Source organism: Ewingella americana ATCC 33852, assembly GCF_000735345.1.
GTDB classification, from domain to species: Bacteria; Pseudomonadota; Gammaproteobacteria; order Enterobacterales; family Enterobacteriaceae; genus Ewingella; species Ewingella americana.
This window is the reverse complement of record NZ_JMPJ01000038.1, coordinates 72952-98147: the sequence shown is the minus strand read 5'-3', so window position 1 is coordinate 98147 and position 25196 is coordinate 72952. Positions and strand designations below refer to the sequence as shown.

The 25196-nt window shown below is 50.3% G+C and carries 24 protein-coding genes and 2 pseudogenes; 11 read left to right on the top strand and 15 right to left on the bottom strand.

What is annotated here, in order from left to right; genetic code table 11:
• Positions 1-549 precede the first annotated feature (549 nt).
• Positions 550-2727 (top strand): catalase/peroxidase HPI, encoded by a 2178-nt coding sequence (gene katG / locus GEAM_RS06555; protein WP_419471219.1) that lies wholly within the window; start codon positions 550-552, stop codon positions 2725-2727.
• Between the two features lie 66 nt (positions 2728-2793).
• Positions 2794-2976 (top strand): hypothetical protein, encoded by a 183-nt coding sequence (locus tag GEAM_RS06550; protein WP_034789727.1) that lies wholly within the window; start codon positions 2794-2796, stop codon positions 2974-2976.
• 66 nt (positions 2977-3042) lie between these two features.
• Here the strand turns inward: GEAM_RS06550 and GEAM_RS06545 are convergent, their stop codons facing one another.
• Positions 3043-4230 (bottom strand): MFS transporter, encoded by a 1188-nt coding sequence (locus GEAM_RS06545; RefSeq protein ID WP_034789723.1) that lies wholly within the window; start codon positions 4228-4230, stop codon positions 3043-3045.
• 60 nt (positions 4231-4290) lie between these two features.
• Between GEAM_RS06545 and GEAM_RS06540 the strand changes: the two genes are divergently transcribed.
• Positions 4291-5292, top strand: a complete 1002-nt coding sequence (locus tag GEAM_RS06540; protein ID WP_034789720.1) for an AraC family transcriptional regulator — start codon at positions 4291-4293, stop codon at positions 5290-5292.
• A 73-nt stretch (positions 5293-5365) separates the two neighbouring features.
• Positions 5366-6886: a nitric oxide reductase transcriptional regulator NorR gene (gene norR / locus GEAM_RS06535; RefSeq protein ID WP_034789716.1), complete on the top strand. Its 1521-nt coding sequence runs from the start codon at positions 5366-5368 to the stop codon at positions 6884-6886.
• A gap of 20 nt (positions 6887-6906) precedes the next feature.
• On the opposite strand, the pseudogene tehB reads toward norR, so the two are convergent.
• From tehB to norV, 4 genes and pseudogenes are all read right to left on the bottom strand, one after another.
• Positions 6907-7494 (bottom strand): annotated as a pseudogene (gene tehB, locus GEAM_RS06530) (tellurite resistance methyltransferase TehB); the annotation flags it as partial.
• A gap of 80 nt (positions 7495-7574) precedes the next feature.
• Positions 7575-7928 carry a TehB family protein gene (locus GEAM_RS06525; RefSeq protein WP_034789842.1) on the bottom strand — a complete coding sequence of 118 codons (354 nt, stop codon included), beginning with the start codon at positions 7926-7928 and terminating at the stop codon, positions 7575-7577.
• 36 nt (positions 7929-7964) lie between these two features.
• Entirely contained in the window at positions 7965-9098 is a 1134-nt protein-coding gene (gene norW, locus GEAM_RS06520; RefSeq protein WP_034789710.1) for an NADH:flavorubredoxin reductase NorW, read from the bottom strand.
• A complete protein-coding gene (gene norV / locus GEAM_RS06515) occupies positions 9095-10543 on the bottom strand; it encodes an anaerobic nitric oxide reductase flavorubredoxin (protein WP_034789707.1) in 1449 nt (482 codons plus the stop codon). Before norV ends, norW begins: the two co-directional genes overlap by 4 nt.
• A 324-nt stretch (positions 10544-10867) precedes the next feature.
• Here norV and umuD point away from each other — a divergent pair.
• Together umuD and umuC are read left to right on the top strand one after the other, a co-directional pair.
• Positions 10868-11290, top strand: a pseudogene (gene umuD, locus GEAM_RS06510) (translesion error-prone DNA polymerase V autoproteolytic subunit).
• Positions 11290-12552, top strand: a complete 1263-nt coding sequence (gene umuC, locus GEAM_RS06505; protein ID WP_034789704.1) for a translesion error-prone DNA polymerase V subunit UmuC — start codon at positions 11290-11292, stop codon at positions 12550-12552. The pseudogene umuD and the gene umuC overlap by 1 nt, the downstream one beginning before the upstream one ends.
• Before the next feature lie 46 nt (positions 12553-12598).
• Here the strand turns inward: umuC and GEAM_RS06500 are convergent, their stop codons facing one another.
• Entirely contained in the window at positions 12599-13486 is an 888-nt protein-coding gene (locus tag GEAM_RS06500) for a LysR family transcriptional regulator (protein WP_034789701.1), read from the bottom strand.
• Between the two features lie 97 nt (positions 13487-13583).
• Here GEAM_RS06500 and GEAM_RS06495 point away from each other — a divergent pair, with 97 nt between their 5' ends.
• From GEAM_RS06495 to GEAM_RS06480, 4 genes are all read left to right on the top strand, one after another.
• A complete protein-coding gene (locus tag GEAM_RS06495) occupies positions 13584-14522 on the top strand; it encodes an NADP-dependent oxidoreductase (RefSeq protein ID WP_051899428.1) in 939 nt (312 codons plus the stop codon).
• Between the two features lie 108 nt (positions 14523-14630).
• Positions 14631-15620: a zinc-dependent alcohol dehydrogenase family protein gene (locus tag GEAM_RS06490; protein ID WP_034789699.1), complete on the top strand. Its 990-nt coding sequence runs from the start codon at positions 14631-14633 to the stop codon at positions 15618-15620.
• A gap of 40 nt (positions 15621-15660) precedes the next feature.
• Positions 15661-16497: an SDR family NAD(P)-dependent oxidoreductase gene (locus tag GEAM_RS06485; protein ID WP_034789696.1), complete on the top strand. Its 837-nt coding sequence runs from the start codon at positions 15661-15663 to the stop codon at positions 16495-16497.
• A gap of 133 nt (positions 16498-16630) precedes the next feature.
• A complete protein-coding gene (locus tag GEAM_RS06480; protein ID WP_051899427.1) occupies positions 16631-17050 on the top strand; it encodes a DoxX family protein in 420 nt (139 codons plus the stop codon).
• A 63-nt stretch (positions 17051-17113) separates the two neighbouring features.
• Here the strand turns inward: GEAM_RS06480 and GEAM_RS06475 are convergent, their stop codons facing one another.
• The 3 genes from GEAM_RS06475 to GEAM_RS06465 all read right to left on the bottom strand — a co-directional run bounded on the left by GEAM_RS06475 (position 17114) and on the right by GEAM_RS06465 (position 20758).
• A complete protein-coding gene (locus GEAM_RS06475) occupies positions 17114-18019 on the bottom strand; it encodes a LysR family transcriptional regulator (protein WP_034789694.1) in 906 nt (301 codons plus the stop codon).
• A gap of 117 nt (positions 18020-18136) precedes the next feature.
• Positions 18137-19168, bottom strand: a complete 1032-nt coding sequence (locus GEAM_RS06470; RefSeq protein WP_034789692.1) for an alcohol dehydrogenase catalytic domain-containing protein — start codon at positions 19166-19168, stop codon at positions 18137-18139.
• Positions 19169-19720: 552 nt separating this feature from the next.
• Positions 19721-20758, bottom strand: coding sequence for a hypothetical protein (locus GEAM_RS06465; RefSeq protein ID WP_034789691.1), 1038 nt, complete (start codon positions 20756-20758; stop codon positions 19721-19723).
• 373 nt (positions 20759-21131) lie between these two features.
• Between GEAM_RS06465 and GEAM_RS06460 the strand changes: the two genes are divergently transcribed.
• Positions 21132-21431 carry a chorismate mutase gene (locus GEAM_RS06460; RefSeq protein WP_034789690.1) on the top strand — a complete coding sequence of 100 codons (300 nt, stop codon included), beginning with the start codon at positions 21132-21134 and terminating at the stop codon, positions 21429-21431.
• 111 nt (positions 21432-21542) lie between these two features.
• On the opposite strand, the gene GEAM_RS06455 is transcribed toward GEAM_RS06460, so the two are convergent.
• The 6 genes from GEAM_RS06455 to GEAM_RS06430 all read right to left on the bottom strand — a co-directional run bounded on the left by GEAM_RS06455 (position 21543) and on the right by GEAM_RS06430 (position 25086).
• Entirely contained in the window at positions 21543-22001 is a 459-nt protein-coding gene (locus GEAM_RS06455; RefSeq protein ID WP_034789689.1) for a GNAT family N-acetyltransferase, read from the bottom strand.
• 129 nt (positions 22002-22130) lie between these two features.
• Entirely contained in the window at positions 22131-22367 is a 237-nt protein-coding gene (locus GEAM_RS06450) for a hypothetical protein (RefSeq protein ID WP_034789686.1), read from the bottom strand.
• A 192-nt stretch (positions 22368-22559) separates the two neighbouring features.
• Positions 22560-22937 carry an ASCH domain-containing protein gene (locus GEAM_RS06445; protein ID WP_034789683.1) on the bottom strand — a complete coding sequence of 126 codons (378 nt, stop codon included), beginning with the start codon at positions 22935-22937 and terminating at the stop codon, positions 22560-22562.
• Between the two features lie 274 nt (positions 22938-23211).
• Entirely contained in the window at positions 23212-23601 is a 390-nt protein-coding gene (locus GEAM_RS06440) for a hypothetical protein (RefSeq protein WP_034789677.1), read from the bottom strand.
• A 146-nt stretch (positions 23602-23747) separates the two neighbouring features.
• Positions 23748-24173 carry a hypothetical protein gene (locus GEAM_RS06435; RefSeq protein ID WP_034789676.1) on the bottom strand — a complete coding sequence of 142 codons (426 nt, stop codon included), beginning with the start codon at positions 24171-24173 and terminating at the stop codon, positions 23748-23750.
• A gap of 352 nt (positions 24174-24525) precedes the next feature.
• Positions 24526-25086, bottom strand: a complete 561-nt coding sequence (locus GEAM_RS06430) for a hypothetical protein (RefSeq protein ID WP_034789675.1) — start codon at positions 25084-25086, stop codon at positions 24526-24528.
• Positions 25087-25196: the final 110 nt, after the last annotated feature.

The window sequence follows — 25196 nt, the reverse complement described above, 5'->3', positions numbered from 1 at the left end:
CTGTATTATTCCCTAAAAATCCCTTAATAATTTTGGCGCTCATCCTTGCACTTCCATTTTTGCGCCTGATATTCATACTATGCGGCGAAAAAATATGCGCAATAGCGCCTGACGCGATAGGGAAACTTCCTACAGATCATAGGGAGGAATCGTCATCACCCTATCTTTTTCGCCGCCTTACAGTGCGCCGGTAACGTTCCCACTTCGCCGCAGCATAAGGCTTCGTGGGGAGTTTTTATTGGATGGCTTCGCCCTCAGAGGATTAAGCGGCTTTCCTACAAGAAAGCTGGTCTAGCGCAGTGCTTCACGCCATACCTAAATTCCTAACGCCAAATGGAATAGCTCAGTTGTAAAACGCATAAAGCTTTTGGTGTTTTTAATAAATTTTTTGAAACATTAAATTCTTGTTTGGACTGCCCTACAAACATTGGGGAAATAACTATTCCTAATGGTTGGAAAGAACTATCAAATCCATAGAATAATGCGGCTATCGCTTAATCATCTCCTTGGCTATCTTAATTATGAAACATTCAAAAAGAGGGTATGCAAGTGAGCGAATTAATTGATAACAAGAGCGAGTCATCTCCCGGGAAATGTCCGTTTCATCAAGCGAAGCCTACTGAAACTGCTGGCGGCGGGACAAATAATAGAGACTGGTGGCCAAGCCAGTTAAGAGTCGACATTTTAAATCAGCACTCCGATCGTTCTAACCCTTTAGGTGAAGATTTTGATTACCGTAAGGAGTTCCAAAAGCTCGATTACTACGCGCTTAAAGCCGATATCAAAACCCTGTTAACCGATTCTCAGGTTTGGTGGCCAGCCGACTGGGGCAGCTATATTGGGCTGTTCATTCGCATGGCGTGGCACAGCGCAGGTACCTACCGTTCTGTTGACGGTCGCGGCGGCTCGGGTCGCGGTCAGCAACGTTTTGCCCCCCTGAACTCTTGGCCAGACAACGTTAGCCTAGATAAAGCGCGCCGCCTGCTGTGGCCAGTGAAACAGAAGTATGGTCAGAAAATCTCTTGGGCCGACCTGTATATTCTGGCGGGTAACGTCGCGCTGGAGAATTCAGGTTTCCGCACCTTTGGTTTTGGTGCCGGGCGTGAAGACGTTTGGGAGCCAGATCAGGATATCAACTGGGGCGGCGAGAAGAATTGGCTTGAGCACCGTCACCCGGAATCACTGGCTCAGGGCCCATTAGGCGCCACCGAAATGGGCCTGATCTACGTTAACCCGGAAGGCCCAGAGCACAGCGGCGACCCGGCTTCCGCAGCCTCGGCTATTCGCGCTACCTTCGGCAACATGGGGATGGACGACGAAGAGACCGTCGCCCTGATTGCCGGTGGTCACACGCTGGGTAAAACCCACGGTGCCAGCTCCGCCGACCATGTTGGCGTTGACCCAGAATCAGCCCCGATTGAAGCTCAAGGCTTCGGCTGGAACAGCAGCTATGGCTCAGGCTCCGGCGCGGATGCTATCTCCTCCGGGCTAGAAGTTACTTGGACCCAGACCCCGACCCAGTGGAGCAACTACTTCTTCGAGAACCTGTTCAAATACGAATGGGTGCAGACTCGCAGCCCGGCGGGCGCGATCCAGTTCGAAGCCGTGGATGCCCCAGACATCATCCCTAACGCCTTTGATACGTCGAAAAAACACAAGCCGACCATGTTGGTTACCGACCTGACGCTGCGCTTCGACCCTGAGTTTGAGAAGATCTCCCGTCGTTTCCTTAACGATCCGCAGACCTTCAATGAAGCCTTTGCCCGCGCTTGGTACAAGCTGACTCACCGCGATATGGGGCCAAAAGCGCGCTACATCGGGCCTGAAGTCCCGGGTGAAAACCTGATTTGGCAAGATCCACTGCCGGACGCCACTTATCAGCCAACCAGCGGCGATATCGCCTTCCTGAAAGAGAAGATTGCGGATTCTGGTCTGACCGTTAGCGAACTGACCTCGGTAGCATGGGCTTCTGCTTCTACCTTCCGTGGTGGCGACAAACGCGGTGGTGCCAATGGCGCGCGCCTCGCTCTGCTGCCACAGCGTGAGTGGGAAGTTAACGCCACGGCGGCTCGCGTGTTGCCAACGCTGGAAGGCATTCAGCAGCAGTTCCACAAAGCCTCTCTGGCCGACATCATCGTGCTGGCGGGTATCGTGGGCGTTGAGCAAGCTGCCAAAGCCGCTGGCGTCACCGTCGAAGTGCCGTTTGTTGCTGGCCGTGTCGATGCACGTCAAGAGCAGACCGATGTGGAGTCCTTCAACCTGCTCGAACCGCAGGCCGACGGCTTCCGCAACTACCTGAAAAACACCCTGCACGGCGCGACGGAAAACCTGCTGATTGATAAAGCCCAGCAGCTGACCCTGACCGTCTCTGAACTCACCGTGTTAGTCGGTGGTTTAAGAGCCTTGGGTGCTAACTTCGACGGCAGCAGTCACGGTATTTTCACCGATAAAGTGGGTGAACTGAGCACCGACTTCTTTAGCAATCTGCTCGACATGCGTAATGAGTGGAAAGCCATTGATGGCGCGAAGCAGCTGTTTGAAGGCCGCGACCGCGTGACCGGCGAAGTGAAATTCACCGCCACCCGCGCGGACCTTGTTTTCGGTTCCAACTCCGTCTTACGTGCTATTGCCGAGGTTTACGCCAGCGCCGACGCCAAAGAGAAGTTTGTGAAAGACTTTGTTGCCGCCTGGAGCAAGGTAATGCATCTGGACAGATTCGATATCTAGTTGTTGCTAATCGGGGGATGTCACCATCCCCCTTTTTTACCGCCATAATGATCGATAGGAGTGGCCATGCCCGCTGAAAAACTGGAACACAATCCGCAAAATCATCACGGCGAGCTGCGCGTTATCTGCACCAACTCTCTGGATCATCAGAGGATCACCAGCCTTTCGCAATTGGGCCTCTCCTTACAAGATATTGAAGCCATTACTGGGCTGAATAAGGCCGAGTTTCAGCATTTGGTAAGGGATTAGATCTTCTCCGCGATGCCTGCTTTTACCCCAGCAACTTAACTCCCTATTGCCCCCTTTCTGCGTTCCCTAGCCTTTTACTCGTAATGCAATCACCAACGCGGCCAGCAACATCACGATGCCGGAAATCATAAAGACCCCGCTGACGCCGCTAAAGCCAAACACTAACCCGCCCAAAGCCGCGCCGGCGGCGATGGAGGATTGCACAGCCGCAACCACCATGCCCCCTGCACTTTCGGCCTGATCGGGTAAGGATCGTGCTACCCAGTTTGACCACGCGACAGGGATGCCGCCGAAAGCCAGTCCCCAAAGTGCCACCAACAGCATCAGGCCCGTGGCTTCAATTGGCAGCAAAATCATTGCCAGCGCGGCTATGCCTACCAGCGACGGCATGATGATCAAGGTGGCACGCAGACTGCGCTCTATCACCCATCCAGCCAACAACGTGCCAGCAAAGTTGGCAATACCGAAGCCGAGCAACATCAGTGCCAAACCGTTGACATCAATTTGCACCACGCTTTCTAAGGCGGGCCGAATATAGGTAAAAAGCGCGTACTGCCCGGTGTGGGCTAAGACGCAGCCGAACATGCCCATGCTAATACCAGGCCGACGAAGCAGCTCTAGCACTGACGCGGTTTTTATCAGTTTTAGCGCCGCCATCTTTGGTAAGGCGCACCACTGGAAAGCTAGCGTGATCACCCCCACCGCAGCGGCAGCCACAAAAGCACTGCGCCAGCCATATAGCCCGCCGAGATAACTTCCGAGAGGGACAGCAACGACCGTGCCGACAGCAATGCCGCTGAAGATAATCGACAGCGCGCGCGGTACCCGTTTCTCCGGAACCAGACGCATGGCAACCGCCGCCGCCATGCTCCAGAATCCCCCCAGAGCTATCCCCAGCAGGATGCGCATGATTAAAACAATTGTCAGACTGGATGATAAAGCCACCAGCAGATTAGAGACGATCATTAACAGGGTGAAACTCAGCAGTACCACGCGGCGGTCTAAGGTGCGCGTTAACCTTGGCACCAACAGCCCGGCAAACAGCGCCACGACGGCGGTCACGGTGACGGCCTGCCCGGCCAGCGCCTCCGAAACGCCAAGATCAGTTGCCATCGGCGTCAACAAACTGGCGGGAAGGTATTCAGCCGTTAATAGCCCAAACACCCCCATCGCCAGTGAAAACACGGCCAGCCACGCGGCGGAGGCGGGTTCAATCTGGCCTGCCGCTACGGCATCACAACGGTTATTACTCATGTAAAACTTCCCTTAAAGAATCGTAGAGCGAAATTCTAGGGAGAAGGCTTGGGATGATCTATGATGGTCACTCCTGAATCTTTGACCCAAACGCCTAAAATGACGGAACACGAACAATTCGCGCTGTCGTCGGATCTGATAAGCGAGCTGCTGACTGGCATGCGCCTGCGCGGCGTGCGATATCGCCGCATTCAAACAGGGCCTGATTTTGGTTTGGAGTTTAAAAACCAGCCGGGCCATGCTTATTTCCACTTTTTAGCCGTGGGATCGGCCTTCCTGCGTACTCGCGATGGCACCCTACACTCACTTTCAGCGGGCAATGCGGTTTTGCTTCCACAAGGCAGTGCCCATCAGTTGCTCTCCGCCCCTGACCTGCCGGTACAGGGCATTGACACCCTAGCCGCCGCTCCGCTCAGTGATAATGTCAGTGGCGTGGACACCTGCCCAAGCACGCATTCCACCCCTAGCGCCGTCTTGTTCTATGGCTGCATGGAGTTTGATCTTGGCGGCATGCAGCGTCTGGGCAAACTGATGCCGGACATCATGGTGGCTGACGTTACGGGGGCGCGTTATCCCGACTTAGTGCCGATGCTTGACGCAATGAAGCGCGAGATTTGCGCCGGACGCATTGGATTTGCAGGCATTCTGGCTGGGTTAGCGGACGTCGTAGCAGCAATGATGGTGCGCGGCTGGGTTGAATGCGGCTGTGATAATGCCTCGGGTTTGGTGGCTGCTCTGCGCGATCCTCGGCTGGCTCGCGCTATACTGGCGCTACATCGGCAACCGGGTCGAGACTGGACCGTGGCCGAACTGGCAGCAGAATCCCATACTTCACGCTCAGTCTTCGCAGGTCGCTTTAGCGACACTATCGGCGTGCCGCCCTTGCGCTATGTGGCTGAGTTGAGAATGCGACTCGCAAATCAGCTGCTTATACAAGAAAGGCTGTCGATTGAAACCGTGGCTCAGCGGCTGGGCTATACCTCTCAGGCGGCGTTTAGTCGCGCGTTCAAACGCATTACCGGGCAATCCCCCGGTGCCAGTCGGCAGCTTTACCGCGAGTGACGCGAGAAGGTTTGTTCCCACCCTCTGCTGCCGTTAAAATGGGGGTTATCGCACCCAACGTTAGGATTGGTGTATGCCTCTTTCCATTCAGTCTCTTGCTTCTATCGCCATTGATTTACAATCCGGCCTCACGCGGCGAGATCACTTTGACGTGTTAGTCAGCAGCCTGCGCAAGCTGCTGAAGTGCGATGCTTCGGCCCTGTTGCGGTTCGAACAGCAGCAGTTTCGGCCATTAGCCATTGATGGCTTGGCGCAGGACGTACTGGGGCGGCGTTTCTCTCTGGACCAGCATCCTCGGCTTGAAGCCATCGCGCGCGCCGGGCACGTGGTGCGTTTTCCCGAAGACAGCCATTTGCCAGACCCCTACGACGGGCTGATCCCCGGTCAGGATGAATTGAAGGTGCATGCCTGCATTGGCTTACCGCTGTTTGCCGATCAAAACCTGATTGGTGCCCTAACCTTCGACAGCCTAAACCCGCGCCAGTTTGACCAGTTTAGTGATGAAGAATTACAGCTTATCAGTGTGTTAGCCGCTGGCGCTTTGAATAACGCGCTGCTGGTTGAAACGCTGGAAAAGCACTCCCTTCCTGAGTTTGTGCAGCAAATCAGCACCCGCCGTGAGGGGGATGAAATGATTGGCTCTTCCCCCATCATGCAGCAGCTCAAGAAGGAGATAGGCATTGTTGCCGGTTCGGACCTCAATGTGCTTATCGCGGGCGAAACCGGCGTGGGGAAAGAGCTGGTTGCCCGAGCTATTCATCTTGGCTCATCGCGCGCCTCCAGCCCCTTGGTTTATCTAAACTGCGCGGCGCTGCCGGAAAACGTGGCAGAAAGTGAGTTGTTTGGGCACGTCAAAGGCGCCTTTACCGGCGCCATTCAACATCGCGTCGGCAAGTTCGAGCTGGCGGATAACGGCACGCTGTTTCTGGATGAAATCGGCGAACTCTCTTTATCGCTACAGGCCAAATTACTGCGCATCATCCAGTATGGCGACTTGCAGCGGGTCGGCGATGACAGCATGAAGCGCGTCAATGTGCGCATTCTGGCAGCGACCAATCGCGACCTCAAGCAGGCCGTGGTCAGCGGTGAGTTCCGCGCAGATTTGTACCATCGATTGAGCGTATTCCCTCTGCTGGTGCCACCACTGCGCGAACGCATTAGTGATATTCCCCTGCTGGCCGGTTTTTTCTGCGAACGTTATCGCGTGAAACTCGGGCTGGCGCAGCTCATTTTAAGCGCCGGAGCCTTGAAGGCGTTAGAGCACTACCCGTGGCCGGGCAACATTCGCGAGTTAGAACATGCCATTTACCGTGCTGCCGTACTGGCCCGCGCGACGCAAAATAGCCCAGTAACGGAGTTATTACCGCTGCATTTCAATCTGGCGAGTCAGGTCGAGACGGAGATGCAAGAAGCCTCCCTGTCGCCCGACATCATGATGCAAAACGATCTGGCGGCCATGACCCATCAGTTCCAAAGAGAGGTGATCCAAAAGGTACTGGCCGAATGCAATATGAACTGGGCATTAACGGCCAGAAGATTAAATCTCGATAGCGGTAATTTGCATCGTTTGGCAAAACGACTGGGAATGAAATAGAGTCGACGTCTTCTGGTGAATTAAATCTCGCGTTTTTTCGCCAGAAGCGTCGCAAAGCGCAGTTTAATTCTTTCCCCGTTGCTATCTACTTTATGCAGTTGCCCGACATCTTCGTTATATTTTATGATTTCCCAATGCTCATAATAGTTTTTAAGTTCTCCCGATTTAAAGGTAAATGGGAATGGCATAACGCACGGGTAATCTGGCGTATCCATTGCTGCAACAATCAAATTATAGCCGCCGGGCAGCGTGTGGGTTTGCATATTATTAATCAGCGACGGAATGCTCTCTGGCTGCAGGAACATTAATACTACGGTTGAGAAAATAAAATCATACTGCTCGTCTAATTGCAGCTGGTTTAAATCCCGAATATCAGCCGTAATATTGGCCAACCCTTCCAGAGAAATAATCTCATTCACCCGCGCGATGCTGTCGGCATTTTTATCCCAAGCCGTCACATCAAAACCTTTTAGGCTGAGATACAGCGCGTTGCGCCCGACGCCGCAGCCCAAGTCCAGCGCGCGCCCAGCTGGGATCAGCTCTGCGGCGGCAACCACTTCAGAGTGCGTCGGCGTTAGCTGGTACTTGTGATGGAAATACTCTTGCGCGTTACTGTTTTGCATATCATGTCCTGTATTTTTTATGCCAAAACGCCTACCCGACAGGCTAGGCGTTATTCACTCATCTATTATTTTTTGGTATTAACCACGGTTCCTAATCCTGAACCTTCAAGAATGGCTGCTGGCTCCGCAAAGAAATCAATATTAAAATAAGTATCGTCGGTCATTAACTCAATATGATGCCACTTCTGCGGTGGCGAAATACCGAAGGTCCCAGCTTTAATAATTATCTCCATATCAGGCTCCGTGCTTTGTGCATCGGCAAAGCCAAAGTATTTTACTGCGCCCTGCATCACGGACAGCCGACCATAAACCCCTGCTTTAGTATTATGGTGGGTTAATAATGCTTGAGGCACCGAGTTTTTATCCCAAAACGGTGTAGCACGGGTATGAACGTAATGTGCTGGAATACTATGTTTCATCATTAAATCTCCTATCAGACTGGATGGACTTTAAAGTCAAACCTGTAAAGTCTTTAATAAGCCGAAGGCCTGCTTCATGTGATCTTCACTGACAATAAAAGCCCGTAACTGCTGTTGCTGATCAAAACCTTTGGCAATCATGCCCTGAGTTTCGCTCGTAATGGTCCACTGTAAATCTTGACGCTGGGTTTCCCCGGCGAGATGCAGAGGCATGTTGGGAGTTTTGATTTTCACCAGCATGGCGGGCAGTTTTAGGTTATCGCTGGCCCCCAGTAAATTCTTGGCTAAGGTCATGGCGCTGAACTGGATGGGTTGCAGGAATGGCAGCAGTTTGCCTTCGATTTCCGCGCAGTCGCCCAGCGCATAAACATCTTCTGCCGAAGTCTGCAAACGGGCATCCACCACAATCCCCCGATTAACCTGCAACCCCGCCTGCTCGGCAAGCTGGATATTAGGTCGCAGGCCAATGGAGGACACCACGGCGTCCGCGAGAAGTTCGCGACCATTACTTAAGGTGGCAAGCCATGCCTGCTGATGAGGCTGAAGGGAGACAAGCTGCTGATTGAACACCAGCTCGACACCCATTTGCTGCAAGCAAAATTGCAGGCGGCTACTCGCCTCCACGGGCATCAGTGAAGACAACAGGCTGCACGACTTATCAATTACCGTCACCTGCTTGCCCGCCCGGCACATGTCCATTGCCAGCTCGCTGCCAATCAATCCCCCGCCTAGAATCAGCACCCGCTTGGCTTGCAGCAGCTGTTCTTCGCACTGGCGATACTCCTGCTGACTGTTGAGGGTCAGCATATGCTCGTGACCAGAGATCGGCGGCACGATGGCCGACGCCCCGACGGCAAACACCAGCTTATGGTACTGCCAGCAGCTCTCGCCGCTGGACAGGGTTTTAGTGGTGGTATCAAGTGACGTGATGCGCGTATGCGGGTGCATCTGCACGTTATATTGCTCGGCAAAGCTGGCGGAGGAGTCCCGCGTCAGTGCGTCCGCCAACTGATTCTGGCTAATCACATGGCTCAGATCCGGCTTGTTGTACTCATCACAGTTGTCGGCGGCAATCAGCACAATCGGCACGTTAGCATCTTGTTTTCTCAGGTTTTTAACCAGCTGGCGTGCCGCGAAACCCGAGCCGATAATCACAATCTGATCACTCATTTTGCCTCCGGTTTGATAGGGTCAAATACCTCTTTCCCCATCGCACATTCCGGGCATAAGAAGTTATCCGGCACTTCTTCCCAACGCGTGCCTGGCGCGACGTCCTGCATCGCCTCACCCTCTTTCGGGTCGTAAATCCACAAACAGACGCTGCACTGCATGCACGGGCCTAAATCTTGCTCGGCGGCGTTGTTTTCCACCGCACTTGGCGCGGTTTGCGGAGTTGTCGGGGCGACTTCTGGCAGAGCCTCCAAGGCCCATTGGCGAGCGATATTACGCCCATGCTCGCGGCATACTTCCAGATTATCGCGGTCGGGCCGCCACTTGGTTTTCAGCGCCAGCGTGGTCTCAAAACCACAGTCCATCAGGCGAGTTTGAATGCGGTCCACCGCGCCGCCGTTCCAACCAAAGCTGCCAAACGCCGAGGCTTTTTTATTGCGAAAACGCAGGCCTGCCAGCTCTTCCAGCATCCCGGCGACCTTAGGCATCATCACGTTATTCATGGTGGAAGAGCCAACCAGAACGCCTTTCGAGCAGAACACATTGGTCAGGATTTCATTCTTGTCGTGGCGGGCAACGTTGAAGATTTTCACCTTAACGCGCGGATCCGTTTCATTAATGCCCTGAGCAATGGCGTCCGCCATCATGCGCGTGTTGTTGGACATGGTGTCGTAGAAAATGGTGATGCGGTCTTCCTGATAATCCGCCGCCCACTCAAGGTATTGGTGAACAATTTGGGTCGGGTTATCGCGCCAGACCACGCCGTGGGAGGTGGCAATCATATCTACAGGTAGATTAAAGCCGAGGATTTCGTGGATTTTCGGCCCAACCAGGCGACTAAACGGCGTCAGGATATTGGCGTAATAGCGCTGACACTGCTCAAAGAGCTCGTTCTGGTCCACTTCATCATTGAACAGATGTTCATCGCAATAGTGCTGGCCAAAAGCGTCGTTGCTGAACAGCACCGCGTCGCCGGTGATATAGGTCATCATGCTGTCCGGCCAGTGCAGCATCGGGGTTTCGACAAAGATCAGCTGTTTGCCATTACCGATGTCCAGCGTGTCGCCCGTGTGCACAATGTTGAAATTCCACTCGGGGTGATGATGGTGACCGTTAATGGAATCAACGCCGTTTGCAGTACAGTAAATCGGTGTGTCGGGGATATGAGACATCAGCTCGGTCAGTGCCCCGGCGTGGTCCTCTTCAGCATGGTTAATCACAATGAAGTCCAGCGTGCTGAGGTCGATTTCCTCCGCCAGTTTCTGCACAAACTCGCGGCTGAATTTATGATCAACGGTATCGATTAAGACGGTTTTCTCTTCACGGATTAAGTAGCTGTTATAGCTGCTACCTCGCAGGGTTTTGTACTCTGTGCCGTGAAAATCGCGTACTTCCCAATCACGTTGCCCAACCCACTGGATGTTGTTTTTTACCTGAATCGCCATCTTCTCTACCTTTCAATAATTAAGGGACTTGTTGGTATAGAGATAGCAATCCACGTGCCAATATTTATTTCATTGAATTTTAAGGTGTTTTGTTTTAATGGTGTCTAAATGACAGTTTATAAAAAATGTCAATTTGACTACACAGTGTCTTTTTGACAGTCAGCTAACCCACGGCAGGATGCTGTCTCAGAAGTTCGCCACCGCGCTCCCAACTAAATTCCCTTTGCTGACAACGCCTTTATCCGAACGGCTCTAAATCGACTTGATCCATCACGCAGATCAATAATACTGTATATAAATACAGTTACCGTTGAGAGTAGAATCATGGAGTTTTTCAAGCCTGCGGACATCCGCGCCGTGTCAGAGTTGCCGCTGTTCATTGATCGCGTTCCCTGCGGGTTTCCCTCCCCCGCTTAGGACTATGTTGAGCAGCGCCTTGACCTGAACAATCTGCTGGTGAGCCACCCTAGCTCGACCTATTTCATTAAGGTGAGCGGCGACTCTATGGTTGATGCGGGCATTAAGGATGGCGACATGCTGATTGTCGACAGCTCCATCAAAGCCGAGCATGGCGACATTATTGTGGCCGCGCTGTCGGGAGAATTTACGGTTAAGCAGTTGATGGTAAGACCCTTTCTGCATCTAAAACCTATGAATGCGGCGCACGCCATCATCCCGATCACCGAGCCGGATCAATTTGAAATCTTTGGCGTCGTGAAGCACTCCATCATGACCTTGAGGCGCTAATGTTCGCACTCGTTGATGTGAACTCGTTTTATGCCAGCTGCGAGACGGTATTTAGACCTGATTTGCGCGGTAAACCGGTGCTGGTTCTCAGCAATAATGATGGCTGTGTGATTGCTCGCTCAGCCGAAGTTAAAGTCTTGGAGATCCGCACTGGCGCGCCTTACTTCAAAATAAAAGATGAGATAAAGAAGCATAAAATCCACGTATTCAGCTCTAACTATGCGCTGTACGCGGACATGAGCAGCAGAGTGATGACCACGCTGGAGGAGCTGGCGCCGTCGGTTGAGATATACAGCATTGACGAAGCTTTTCTTGACCTGACCGGGTTTAGCAACAGCCGGAGTTTGGAAGAGTTCGGGCGGGAGATCCGGGATCGCGTCAAGCGTGACACCCACCTCGCCGTGGGCGTCGGCATAGCTCCCACCAAGACCTTGGCAAAGCTGGCCAACCACGCGGCGAAGAAGTGGCCGCAAACGGGCGGTGTGGTGGACCTGTCGAACGTCGAACGTCAGCGAAAACTGCTGGCGCTGACGCCGGTTGAGGACGTATGGGGCGTGGGGCGACGCATCAGCAAGAAGCTGAACGCCATGGGTATCCTGACGGCTAAAGACCTGTCGGAGCAAAGCACCTACGTCATTCGTAAACACTTCAACGTGGTGCTGGAGCGCACGGTGCGGGAACTGCGCGGAGAGCCCTGCCTTGAGATGGAGGAGTTCGCGCCTACTAAACAGCAGATCGTCTGTTCTCGCTCCTTTGGTTATCGCGTCACGGAGTATGCCGATATGCGCCAGGCGGTCTGCGCCTATGCCGAACGGGCCGCCGAAAAGCTGCGTGGCGAAAAACAGTACTGTCGGCAGATCGCCGTATTTGTCCGCAGCAGCCCGCATGCCGTTGGCGAAACCTTTTACGGGAATCAGGCGATGGGCAAGCTGTTAACGCCATCAAACGATACGCGCGATATTGTCCGTGTTGCCATGAATGCCCTTGATAGCATCTGGTTGGACGGGCCGCGATATATGAAAGCCGGCGTGATGCTGGGCGACTTCTTCAGTCAGGGTATTTCGCAACTGAACCTGTTTGACGAGTTCAAGCCACAGGCCAACAGTGAGGCACTGATGCGCGTCGTCGATGGCCTGAACCAGAGTGGCAAAGGCAAATTATGGTTCGCAGGACAAGGCATCCAGAAAAGCTGGGCAATGAAACGTGACATGCTTTCCCCTGCTTACACCACCCGATACGCTGACCTGCCGGTGGCGAAATAGCCAACCCGAGTTTGCGGCCTTGGTGCCGGGTTGACTTTTCGAGCCGTTAACGACCAATGCTTTTGCTCTGTGCGAAGGTTTCCGCCAATAAATCAATAAAGGCTCTTAACCTCCCGGTGACATAGCGCCTGCTGGGATAGAGACACCATAAAATCAACTCAGGGTCTTCACTCACCCCCAGAGAAATTAGCCGATTTTCTTTGATGTCATCGGCGACTAAGGCTTCTGGCAGCAGCGCGGAGCCGAATCCCGAAATAATGGTCGAACGGGTGATAAACGGAGACGAGATATACAGCTCGGTGTTCACCTTGAACTCTCTTGGCTCCCCTTCCCAGACAGTGCTGAACTGAGTGGGTTGCCAGTGGGTTCCAATACTGATGAATGGCAGCCCGGTGACGGGCTCTGCCGCAGCCAGCCTCTCTCTGTATTGCAGTGAGGCGACAAAGACTAACGTCTCGCGGAATATTTTTACGCCGATCATCTCTTCATCCACCTTGGGATTTACCCGAAGAACGGCGTCAAAACCCTCGCGAATCGGATCTACCAATCGGCTGTCAGCCACGAGTTCCAGCTCAACCAGTGGATAAAGTTCTCTATAACGCGCAGCCGCTTTACCCAAAGTATCAAAGGCGATAACGGGAGGAACGCTAACGCGCAGTTTTCCCGACGGGCTGGCAGTCTGTTCCATCATGTCCGTTTTGATGTCGCTAAGCTCGTTCACCAGCGGCTTTACTCGCTCGAATAGCATGGCCCCTTCTGAGGTCAAGGCGAAACCGGTGTTGGTGCGCTCAAACAAGCGGGTTTGCAGTTCATCTTCCAACTGGCGGATCCGCCGCGAAATAGAGGCTTTAGGCGTCACCGTTGCGCGACTTGCCGCGCTGAAGCTGCCGTGGGTGATCACGCTGATGAAGTCCTGCAAGGCATCCATATTCATATGCTGTCTCATTTTCGGTACGCAGTGTTCATAATTTAGCATCTTATTAATTATTTTTGATACGGGTACAGTTTGAAAATAACTGAGGAGATAAAACATGAATAAGCCACTTGCAGCCGTTATGTACCGTTATGGTGCCCAGGACACGATTAAAATTGAGCCAATCCAACGGCCTAAAGTCTCTCCCGGCAAAGTCATTGTAGAAATCAAAGCAGCAGGGATTAACCCTCTTGATTGGAAACTGCGTGACGGAACATTTAAGAATATCTTTCCATTAGTCCTGCCCTGCGTTCTGGGTGTGGAATTTGCCGGAAATGTGATTGAAGTGGGCGAAGGCGTCACGAGCTTCAAGGTAGGCGATCGCGTCATTGGGAAGTCGCTTAACTATGGTGCATTTGCTGAAATTATAGAAACTACGCCGGACCTGTTAGTCCCTACTCCCGATAATTTAGGCGACAGCATCGCGGCAACCCTGCCGGTGGCTGGCCTGACGGCGTGGACCGGGTTATTTGATATCGGCGCGTTGAAGTCCGGAGAAACCGTGTTGATTCAAGGCGCGGCCGGTGGCGTAGGTTCTTTGGCCGTTCCATTGGCGCAGCGCGCCGGGGCAAAGGTCATCGCCACGGCATCGAGAAAGAACAAGAGTTATGTCAAGTCATTGGGAGCCGCGGAGGTCATTGACTATAGCGACCCTGAGGCTTTAGCGCAGTTAAAAGACGTCGACCTTATTCTTGATTTGGTTGGTGGGAAACCCCTGACAGCTCTCTGGAGTGCTCTGTCACCGAACGGCCGTATTGCGAGTGCGGTTGCGGTTGATATCGCCGGAAAAAAACCAGACGGCCAACCGGGCAAAGGGACTTTTTTCCAAATGAAATATAACGCTGCCGTATTGAGTACTATTGCAAGAGATATTGCTAAGGGTGAAATCCCCTACACGCCACCCAGGGAGTTTTCTTTAAATGATGCCTCATTAGCATTGGATTCCGTTAAGAGCGGAGTCTATCGAGGTAAAACCGTATTACGCATGAAAGAATAAGCCTTATATAAAATCACACTTATTTTCATGTCAAAAAAGCCAACAGTAAATCATTGTTGGCTTAAACGTTTTATTAAAAATGCAGCGTTATCTATAGAGGCGAGAAAAATGACCCGAGTAATTCAATTTAATCGTGTCGGTGAGCCAGATGTACTGGAAATTGCAGATGTAGAGCTTCCTCCCCTCGCCGCCGATGAAATCAGCATTAAGGTCAAGGCTATCGGCTTGAATCGGGCTGAGGCGCTACTGCGTCGCGGTCAATATGCCTTCCCTCCGGTATTTCCGCAGCGAATGGGTTATGAAGCGGCTGGCGTTATCGACGCCATTGGCGCAGAAGTAAAAGGCTTTATTCCGGGCGATGCCGTGAGTGTTATCCCGTCACTGGATATGGGCAAATGGCCCACCTATGGTGAAACCATTCATTTCCCGGCCAGCAATGTGGTGAAACTTCCAGAAAACTTATCTTGGGAGCAGGCAGCCTCGGCATGGATGCAATACATCACGGCCTATGGCGCACTGGTTGATGTGGCAAAAATCACCGCTGGCGATTATGTGGTGGTAACGGCAGCGTCCAGCAGCGTAGGGATCGCCGCGATTCAAATCGCCAACATGCTGGGTGCAGAGGTGATTGCCACCTCAAGAACCGAGTCTAAACGCCAGGCGTTACTGGATGTCGGTGCATCCTGGGTTGTCACCTCTCAGGGTGAAGAAAGCGTGGCCGAAGTGAGAGAGATCACTGGAGATAAGCCACCGCGAGTTATCTTCGACTGCGTTGGCGGCGAAGGCGTGATCAGGCTCGCCGAGATGCTGGCACCCGGCGGCACGCTAATTGAGTACGGGAACCTTAGTGGCGAAATCACGCCCTTCCCGGCCAGTTTGGCAATCCCAAAAGGTCTCACCATCCGGGGATATGCATATAGCGAGATTGTCGGCAATCCGGCACGCCTCGACAAAGCAAAACTGTTTATTTTGACGGCGCTGAGTCGCGGCGAATTAAAGCCGGTTATCGCCAAATCCTTCAAGTTTGAACAGATCGTTATGGCACATCATTACCTCGAAGCTAATGCCCAACTCGGCAAAATTGTTGTCACGCTTTAAGTGAAGATGAGGGCTTAGCCCCTGCCATCAGGAGTCAATAATGAAAAAAGAAAAAGAGATCGTTGCCGTAATTACCGGCTCAAGCAAGGGCATCGGTAAGGGTATCGCCAAAGAGCTGGGTCGCAAAGGCGCGATTGTCTATGTTACTGGCCGCGACCGAGAGTCCATCGACGATGTCGTCAGTGAAATAACCCAAGCCGGTGGTCAAGGCATCGGCGTGGTTTGCGACATGTCTAAAGATAAGCAGATAGAACGCCTGTTTAAACAGGTGGAGAAGAAACACGGCTATCTCAATATTCTGGTCAATAACGCCACGTCGCTGAATAGCCAGATGGGCGTAAAACCCTTCTGGGAAGCGACTATCGACCTTGCCAATATATTGGATGTGGGTTTGCGCTCTCACCATATTGCGACTTGGCATGCGGCACGCTTATTACTTGCCGGTGAGCGCGGATTGATCGTCAATATCTCTTTCTATGCCGATGCGAAAGTCCATGACCCAGCCTATTACGCCTCAAAAGCGGGCTTGGATAAATTGGCGGCGTCCTACGCCGAGCACTTTGCGCCTTTCAACGTTTCCGCCGTCTCCCTTTGGCCCGGTTTCGTGGCGACAGAGACCATGGTTGAGCTTGCCGACTCAGACCCAAAAACCCGCCACCTCCGTGACACATTAGGCTTTGAAAGCCCTGAGTTTTGCGGACGCGTCGTGTGGGGACTGTTTAATGACCCGAACCTAAAAACCTTGTCGGGGAGTACCCTACTGACGGCTGAAGTGGCTAAACATTATAATATTACCGATAACAATGGTTACTTACCCAACTCCTTACGTCATTTATATGGTAGCCCTCCCGCCAATCACGATGCCTTAAATAAATAGCCGTGGGCGGAACACAGTAAGACTTAATTAACTAAAAATATCATTAATGCATTAATTGTTCGGCCGCAGCGTTATTTAACCACGTGCCGAGCATTTTAATGCCTTTATTCCAAAATGTAGTGAGGAAACAGTAATGTCTATAAACGCAAAGTTTAACGACCTAATCGCTAATAAAGTCTTTTACGGTTTAGTGTCTGTCTTTATGCGAGTGGTGCTTTCATCCGTTTTCATTATTGCCGGTATTGGTAAACTTTCAGCATATAACGCGACCGGCGAATATATGGCCTCTATGGGCGTCCCCGCCGCGCTGCTGCCTTTGGTTATCTTAACCGAATTGGGCGGCGGTCTGGCTCTTTTAGTGGGCTACCAAACCAGAATTGTCGCCATTCTGTACTTTGGGTTCTGTATCATCTCAGGGCTGATTTTCCATAGCGGCCCCGACATGCAAAGCCAGCTGATGCTGATGAAGAACGTCACCATGTCCGGCGGCTTTATCGCCCTGTTCCTCCTCGGAGCTGGCGGCTTTAGCGTGGATAACAGAAACGCTCGCTAGCAGTAGAAAGAACAAATTTGAAATGAAAAACAGTTGGCAGCACATAAAAACTGCCATCTGGATTTACTCTCCCCGAATGCAATTTATCAGCGCCTTTAGCCCTCTTGAGACATGCCGATGCCCCGAGTAGTAGAGGGATAATCCGGGGTATTCAGGGCACCAGTCGTCTAATACACGTTCCAGCCTGCCCTCGGCGATGGCCTTGAGCGCCAAGTGCTCAGGCACAAACGCAATGCCGATACCGTCTATTGCCGCGTCGACCATCATCGGTTGGTCCGTCAGGGTCAGCGGGCCGGTGACGTTCATCACTTCAGCATGACCATCACGTTCGAACTCCCAACGATAAATAGCCCCACTGTCGAAACGAAAGCGAATGCAGCGATGCTCCAATAACTCTCGCGGCGACGTTGGCCTGCCCCACGTGGAGAAATAACGGGGTGAGGCGACGGCGGCAAATCGCACCGGCCCGGTCACCCGTATGGCAATCATATCTTGTGGCACATCCTCCGCCAGACGAATACCGGCATCGAAGCCGTCGGCGACGATATCACTGAGCTTGCCATCGCATATGATGTCGAGATGGACCTGCGGATACTTATCTAAGAATTGCGCCAAAATGGGCAGCAAAACCAGCCGCACCCCGCCCTCGCTGGAGTTGATGCGCACCACGCCTTTCGGCGAATCACGAAAATCATCAACCTCCTCCAGCGCCTGAGTGATCGAACCAAACGCTGGAGATAGCTGAGCAGAGAGCTGCTCGCCGGCATCGGTTAAGGACACGCTGCGCGTGGTGCGGTGAAATAGTCGCACGCCAAGGCGCTTTTCCAGATTTTTAATGGCATGACTGACGGCAGAAGGCGTCAGCTCCAACTCGGTGGCTGCCACACGAAAACTGCGGTGCGTGGCGACGGCCAGAAAAACGGTCAGCGCGAACAGATCATTGCTTTTAAACGGTGGGTTTAGGCCCATATAGCCTCAACTGAGGGGTGTCATACACTTAAAAGTAATGGCTAGCGTGACAAAAAACTACCCATTGCGCTTAAATCAGGCCAGCCACCGGCTAGCCTGCGAGCTTCAACCCGTGGGCTAACCCTGAGGGGTGAACACTCCACGAAAACGCATTTTCCCCGAGGAAAGGCGGGCATAGGCTTCTTGGGCCTGATCGAGGGTGTAAGTCTCAACAATCGGCTTCACTTTACCTTGAGCCGCAAGGTTTAGTACCTCACTGAGATAATGCTGGCCGCCATGAGTGGAGCCGATAACCTGCTGGCGCATCATGTGGAACGGCACCCCTTCCGAGGAAATACTAAAAGGTTTGCTGAAATCCAATCCACAAAGAACAACCCGCCCATCAACTCGCAGCCCGGCCATGGCTTCCTGTGCAGAATCAAAATCATTGGTGGTGACCAGTAAAATGTCCGCCCCGCCGATCTCTTTCAACTCTTTACCGGAACTCACAACCTGATCAGCCCCCAACTGCTTGGCTAACGCGTGTTTATCTGCCGAATGCGTGATTGCAATGGTATTAAATCCACAGGCTCGCGATAGCTGCAAAGCCACGTGCCCCAACCCACCGATACCTAAAACGGCAATCTTCTCATGAGGTTTTGGCGCGGCATCCCGAATACCACTCCACGTGGTGTAACCCGCGCACATCATCGGCGCTGCATCAACGTAGGATAGCCCTTCAGGCAGCAATACCGTGCCTTCCGCCGAGATAGCGATGTACTCGGCATGCCCGCCCTGAGCCACAAACCCCGTGGTCCTTGGTGAAACGCAATTCATCGCCGTTTGCCCGGTCAAAGGACGGTTTTCACGGCAGTAGTCACAGCGCCCGCATGAGGACTGCACCCAAGTGGTGCCAACCCGATCGCCGACCTTTCTGCTGTGAACGCCAGCGCCAACTTCAACCACTTCCCCCACCACTTCATGTCCGGGCGTCTGCGGGAAGATGTCGCCGCCGTAGCCCTCGGTTGACCACACGTCGGTGTAGCACATACCCGATGCATGGACTTTAACTAATACCTGCCCCGGCTCAGCTTTTGGCATAGGGACTTCCCACACTTCCCATGGGAGGCCAGCCCCAGTCATCACGACGGCTTTCATCTTCTTTTCCATGCCTAACTCCTGTGCTAGTGACGTGACCATTAATCTGCTCACGGATAGCAACAGCTTAAGACTCAACAGACAGGGTAACAATCCGAGCTAATTCACTGAAATAATGAACGGGGTTCATTAATAGGGGGCGGGGTTTAATGCTGCGAGTTACCACCATTCCGCTGGGTGAGTACAGTGGTCTGGCGTATCATTTTTAGTTTGAAATTGGCCACGATATGTGTGGTTTTAGAAGCACTAAACCTTTGTTTACGGTACTTGGGGGGCGTGTTCTTGCGATAGAAGTAGTCGCGCAGAGAAATTCTGTATGCAGCTGGGCTGGGGCAATGAAACAGCGATTAACGATACTGATGTCATATTAGAGAAATATCACGGAGTTTAACTAATTCAACTTATATTAATGTCTGCTTTGAGCGAGGAGCGGAAGTTCACTTTAAAAGTAATCGAATCCGCATGCCAAAGACTCCTTAAGGAAATTCGTGCGGAAATCAGGCACATCTGTGATTCAAAATTAATTCCTGAAATTCTTATTTGATTAAATTGAACATTAAAGATTCATAAATGTCGTATATATAGTGACGGAAATGGATGTAGATAATTTCTGCTCGCAGTAGTATTTAGCGCTTCAATTAATGCAACATATAGCTTAGTCGTTTGACCTCGCACGAAGCCATGAGTGTAAACTGGCCCATACCCAGGCGCTAAACTCATAGTTTTATGATTGCCATCTAATATCTGTATTTTTGTAAAAAAACAGTTCTTATCGCAAAATAAACTTAGCTCATCGTGACCGAAAGTTATCACTTTGAAATCGGCATCAAATGGATAATGCTGTTCTTGAATTTTAAATAATGATTTTTTAAGCAGAGAAATTGTACGATATAGATGTATCATTTCTATAGAAACATAAGCACTCATTTTATTTGCCATGAACCCTCCCCCGGGAGACATAATTGCAATGTCATCACTAAGGGCCGTAATCACATTGGTACCGTTACTTCGCAAGGCATTTCGCTCTTCTGGGGATAATGTCTGCCCTGTCACACCTCTAACTCGACACTGTTCAAGGAGATGGGGCCACTCATCATATAAGGACTTGAGCAACTGTTCATCAGAATAGATGAATTGTTTTTCTTCACTGTTATGACCGAACACTCCTAATAAATAAATGTCGTTCTGATCAACCTTTGCAAAAATAGTATTACCAGTTCTTTCAATGTAGCGCTTATGCTTTCCAGTCTTTTGAGTTGTTTCACCAAGATGGAAATGATGTAAGCCGAAATCATTCAAAAAATCATCATTGAAATTAGTTCTTTCCAAATGATGACTTTGATAGCCGTTAATGTTACTCCCACATTGCATTTTATTAATGAGCAAAGCAAAGCCATTTCTATTTTTTTCCGGAACAATCAAGGTGCTGTGAAAATGCACATTCCTTTTACGGGGTTCAATAAGTCTTTTATTCATGTTCAAAAGGAGAGGTAAGTAGCCGTTAGTAGTTTCTTTAGGAACTCTGAAACCTGCATTAACAAGTTGCTGTTTGCAGATGTCTTCAATTGAACCATACAGACTGATGCAAATATTATTGATCATTGAATGCCTCTTTCCACCTATAGACAACATGTACTGCTTTTACTTTTTTCAGTCAAAATTATCAGGTAATATCTCGATAAAACCATTCATAAATTTTACTCGGTAAGCCTAATTATTGTGTATGTTAATCTGGGCATTTCCAAATCATTTATGTCCGCTCATGGCACTGAGCGGACCTAGTTCCGCGAAATGTCCGCTTTGAGCGAGGAGCGGACATTAACACTTTCTCGTTTATCGCTTTGCCAATAATCGCATGTTATGCAGGAACTTTGCTTGATATGCCGGCCTATCTGTCATTCTTCTAAAACTTAACATTGTATTAATAGACAAAATTGTATAATTTACAGTACTCACGTACTAGCTAGGTAGTTTGATGGTAAGTTTTTCAACTATTGAAGATGTTAGAAATCGTATCGACCAAATTGATATTGAACTGGTTAAAATGATCGCACAACGTAGCCAATGTGTTATAGCTGCAGCAGCTTTCAAGAGTGACCATTCAGCTGTGCGCGCCCCAGACCGCGTTCAACAGGTAATCGACAAGGTATGTAAACAGGCAACTGAAATAGGGCTTCCCGCAGTGATTATCGAAAAGGTGTATCGGACTATGATCGGTGCGTTCATCGACTATGAACTCGATCAACACGACAAACTGCGACAAGGAAAACGCTAAAATCGTGCGTCAAGTTACTATATTGGAGCGGTTGGATGTCCGCTCCTGAGCACTTACTTTTAATATTAAAGTATTGTTGATCCCTTCCAATAGCACCATAACAACGTCAAGTTAAGGAAGTTCTTTGCACATAAAAACACTTAAGGGATCTGCTGCATAAGGGGGGAATGCTTCGCATATCTCGTAACCACATTTACGATAAAGTTTTATGGCCGGTTGCTGGTGAATCCCTGTCTCAAGCCGCAATAGGCTCGAATTCTTGTCTAAAGCAATTTTTTCGATTGCACTGACTATCGCCTCTCCAAGGTTTCTGCCTCGGTATTCCGGGCGAATGTAAACCCGCTTAATCTCTGCTGAACCATTTTCATGAGTTAGTAAAGCACCACAACCTGCAGGCAAGCCAGCTTCATCACGAACGATAACGCACCGGAGTTTCTCGTCGGCAACTGTTGAAAAATCTAAGCAGTGATTACTTTCTGCAGGATAAAGCTCGCTTTGAAAGGCATCAAGCTCGCTAATCAGCCACATCAGGTCAGTATCACTTTTATCTACTTCTGAAATATTGAACATTCATTATCCTCGACTCAGTTTTTAACTTCTGAATCTAGCATAGCCTTCTACCTGCGGCGACATTCAGTATTTAACCTAGGAGTCAGTGTGCAACTTCCGCTTATGGCACATAGCAGACGTTCAGGCCCATCAAGATTCCTGCTTTGCTGGCGGAAGCAATTTTTTTGCTTCGTTAATGAGCTTTTCAATCTCTTCCAGAGGGATGCATCCTTCGTAACAAGAGAAAGAGAACTCATGAGTTACATCGGAATAGAAGACTTCAGCAATTTGCCGGAGCGGGGATGTTCCAGCCTCAAAAAGTTCGAGGTACATCCCATCACGGATGACATCGCTTCCACGGGTTAGGTTGTATTGGATCTTAGCCATAAATTCAATTTCCCATTTTTCTAATTAATGAGGCCTCTGTTCGAGCGCAATAAAACGTAAAATATGCCCCATAAGGTAACTTGCACAGATCCGCAAAGAGCGAGGAGCGGACTTTATGCTTGGATTAGAAATGGTATTTAGAGGTTTCACACAGGCAAAATCTGATTCGGTTAAACCTTTTCACGTCGAGTTTTACCGAATTATTATTAAGCGCGCAGCATTAAGAACTGAATCATCGATCTCGTAAAGTTTCCGTGCTGCGCAAACTGAGAATGGATTATCGATTTTCTTGATTGTCTTTATCTCCCAAGCTAGCCAGCCGTCTTCATAATATGATGCACACGCTTGAAATATATCCTCTCGTCTAAATTCTCTGATTTCTCCCAAAGTAATTATGGCAACGGCAATTCCGTTTTCCTCTTGACCATCAGCAGTAAGGAAATTTTCGTTTTCAACCAGTAATATCTCTTCCCCTGCCCGAATTTCAGGTTTCCACCGTCTTATTTCTAGCGTTTTCAGTCCATTTGCGATTTGTGTTCCAGCAGGACGGACTATAGAGAGTGCCTTCATTGGGTACCTATCAATTCTAGGTGATATATTGACTATAAATCATTATTACCGATAAGTCATATACTTAGAAGAGAGAGTGTTACACCAAAATTTAGATTTACTGGCCTGCTCCCGATTGATAAATACATCGAAAAGTAAGATATCTCAGCTCCTAGCCCACAGCAGACAAACACTTGACGCTGAGGGTCTGCTGAGAGCGAGGAGCGGAAGTTGGCAACTCCCACAACTACATGACCAACATTGAGGTGTTGTAATCAAGGAAAGCAGGTCATAGTCACTTTAGCTGTTTCAAGGGATAAGAGTTAGTGGTACTGGAACCGTCACTGTAGAGCTCGGTAATAATAATTTTTTTGTCATCAATAGCATATTTGACTGTACTGTCTGCAGGATCATCCCGCCAGCGACCTATGCTGTCAGGATTGTCAGATGCCCACATAACTTGATCACCTATAAGTTTGCACTTGATTGCCCAACGAGTGCCATCGTTCTGTCTGATATAATGCACGTAGGCAGTACCTGATTCGACTTTATCCAGTTGCATGATCTTATGGTCACGGCCAAACATTGCAGCAGAAGCAGCCTTGCAAACCTGACCTACCGTGACTTCAGAAGCATATACCGGCGCAGTAAACACCAGCGGAACAAGAAGTAAGAGTTTTTTCATAGGGATCAATCCATTTTGTTTATTTTCAGGAATAACGCTAAATATATTTCGGCAATCTAAAGCATTTCTTGAGGCTAATTTAGCGTTGCGATGACAGGACTGATTAACTTAGTCTCCCTAGCGCAATCTCAAACTCTACCTGACTGTCAGCTTTGCTCCTGCTGTGCATCCTCAACGTGGTAAGCAAACAAAACATCGGGCATGAGGCCAGTTTTCTCTATGGTTGTCAGCACGGACTGAGTAGACACGTCAGCGATAACCTTCATTGCCTCATCACGGATTTCAACATACGCAGGGTTATCTCGAGGCACAAATGGCTCAAGGAGGTGGGCAATCGCTTTACCGTTAACTGAGAGGCTGAATGTGCCAGCGGCACGATCCACATTCCAGATATAAATGAGAGGACCTAGCCCAATATCCTCGCAATCATCTTCGTTACGGATCCCCGGAAGATAGACGGGCATAGACAGCTTTTCATCACTCAGCGTCAGCGCAATAAACTGTTTTGCCGTGATTGAGGAACCTTGCCCAGGCTTAGTTTCAGGTGTTTTCTTTCTAAAGATTCCGAACATGCCTTTTCCTTGTTAGTGGTGAATTACAAAGATAATTATAAATCCTACAGTGCTAGATGATTAGATCAATGGAATGACCCATTCCCCGTTGAACAACTCAGATTATTGTTAGCCACTTCCACTTCTGGGCACAGAAGGAATTCATGCTCGGCAAAGTCCGCTTTGAGCGAGGAGCGGAAGTTCACGATTCTTATTACTATTGGTTAAAAGAGAACTCCCGGGCAGGTTAACGAGTAGCACAGTTATGGATGAAGCAGGATCTAATGCTGATGTGATCGAGGCCGCGTCAGCAGATAACATAAAAAGTTAGCAAAATCCCTTTCTAGAAATTACTGTGAGGGAAATTCCTTCTTCAAATCGGGATACCCGTTTTGAGATCAAGCTTAAACGGCTCCCATCCTCCTGGCGGATCCCACTCTCCAAGGCCAAGCACCGTATCATTCTCTATTGATGTAATTATCACGCCATCAATGGCGCACTGAATGGATTTCCAGAGAATGCCCCCTGCAATTTCAATCAGAAAAACGTGACAGTAAGTGGTGACCATAACCCGATCATGTAGCCTGTCAGAATGGACGTCAGGAATTGAATAAATATGAGCAACGTAATCACCAAGTGAATGGCTTCTGAACGAGTGAGTGGTCAGGTCAATAACATGAAAGTGATCGCCACAAATGATTGCTATGTGAGAGTCATTCAGGAGAAATTCAGAAAAGGCGCTGGAAATTAGCCAGCCATCTTCATCCGCACGAACATACAACTGTAAAATAAGAATGGGCTCAGCGTCCTTACTGATTAGAAGTCGCCGATCCTTTTCTCCATTAGTGCCAAAAGGATTAACGTAGATGATTGAAACACCTTCCGTTTCATCATCGGGCGTTGGCTGTTCATGATAGGTCGCTTGTAATGTCATTGAGCATCCAGAGTGGGACAGGAGAAGAACTCATACTACTTTACAAGCTGATGTCACGACAGCACCGTTGTTGCTTCTGCCCATGTTGCATATTGTGTTGACCAGCCTCC

Coding starts and splice junctions, on each gene's coding strand:
- GEAM_RS06550 (WP_034789727.1), top strand. CDS start 2,794: ATGCCCGCTGAAAAACTGGAACACAATCCGCAAAATCATCACGGCGAG.
- GEAM_RS06545 (WP_034789723.1), bottom strand. CDS start 4,230: ATGAGTAATAACCGTTGTGATGCCGTAGCGGCAGGCCAGATTGAACCC.
- GEAM_RS06540 (WP_034789720.1), top strand. CDS start 4,291: ATGATGGTCACTCCTGAATCTTTGACCCAAACGCCTAAAATGACGGAA.
- norR (WP_034789716.1), top strand. CDS start 5,366: ATGCCTCTTTCCATTCAGTCTCTTGCTTCTATCGCCATTGATTTACAA.
- GEAM_RS06525 (WP_034789842.1), bottom strand. CDS start 7,928: ATGAAACATAGTATTCCAGCACATTACGTTCATACCCGTGCTACACCG.
- norW (WP_034789710.1), bottom strand. CDS start 9,098: ATGAGTGATCAGATTGTGATTATCGGCTCGGGTTTCGCGGCACGCCAG.
- norV (WP_034789707.1), bottom strand. CDS start 10,543: ATGGCGATTCAGGTAAAAAACAACATCCAGTGGGTTGGGCAACGTGAT.
- umuC (WP_034789704.1), top strand. CDS start 11,290: ATGTTCGCACTCGTTGATGTGAACTCGTTTTATGCCAGCTGCGAGACG.
- GEAM_RS06500 (WP_034789701.1), bottom strand. CDS start 13,486: ATGAATATGGATGCCTTGCAGGACTTCATCAGCGTGATCACCCACGGC.
- GEAM_RS06495 (WP_051899428.1), top strand. CDS start 13,584: ATGAATAAGCCACTTGCAGCCGTTATGTACCGTTATGGTGCCCAGGAC.
- GEAM_RS06490 (WP_034789699.1), top strand. CDS start 14,631: ATGACCCGAGTAATTCAATTTAATCGTGTCGGTGAGCCAGATGTACTG.
- GEAM_RS06485 (WP_034789696.1), top strand. CDS start 15,661: ATGAAAAAAGAAAAAGAGATCGTTGCCGTAATTACCGGCTCAAGCAAG.
- GEAM_RS06480 (WP_051899427.1), top strand. CDS start 16,631: ATGTCTATAAACGCAAAGTTTAACGACCTAATCGCTAATAAAGTCTTT.
- GEAM_RS06475 (WP_034789694.1), bottom strand. CDS start 18,019: ATGGGCCTAAACCCACCGTTTAAAAGCAATGATCTGTTCGCGCTGACC.
- GEAM_RS06470 (WP_034789692.1), bottom strand. CDS start 19,168: ATGGAAAAGAAGATGAAAGCCGTCGTGATGACTGGGGCTGGCCTCCCA.
- GEAM_RS06465 (WP_034789691.1), bottom strand. CDS start 20,758: ATGATCAATAATATTTGCATCAGTCTGTATGGTTCAATTGAAGACATC.
- GEAM_RS06460 (WP_034789690.1), top strand. CDS start 21,132: ATGGTAAGTTTTTCAACTATTGAAGATGTTAGAAATCGTATCGACCAA.
- GEAM_RS06455 (WP_034789689.1), bottom strand. CDS start 22,001: ATGTTCAATATTTCAGAAGTAGATAAAAGTGATACTGACCTGATGTGG.
- GEAM_RS06450 (WP_034789686.1), bottom strand. CDS start 22,367: ATGGCTAAGATCCAATACAACCTAACCCGTGGAAGCGATGTCATCCGT.
- GEAM_RS06445 (WP_034789683.1), bottom strand. CDS start 22,937: ATGAAGGCACTCTCTATAGTCCGTCCTGCTGGAACACAAATCGCAAAT.
- GEAM_RS06440 (WP_034789677.1), bottom strand. CDS start 23,601: ATGAAAAAACTCTTACTTCTTGTTCCGCTGGTGTTTACTGCGCCGGTA.
- GEAM_RS06435 (WP_034789676.1), bottom strand. CDS start 24,173: ATGTTCGGAATCTTTAGAAAGAAAACACCTGAAACTAAGCCTGGGCAA.
- GEAM_RS06430 (WP_034789675.1), bottom strand. CDS start 25,086: ATGACATTACAAGCGACCTATCATGAACAGCCAACGCCCGATGATGAA.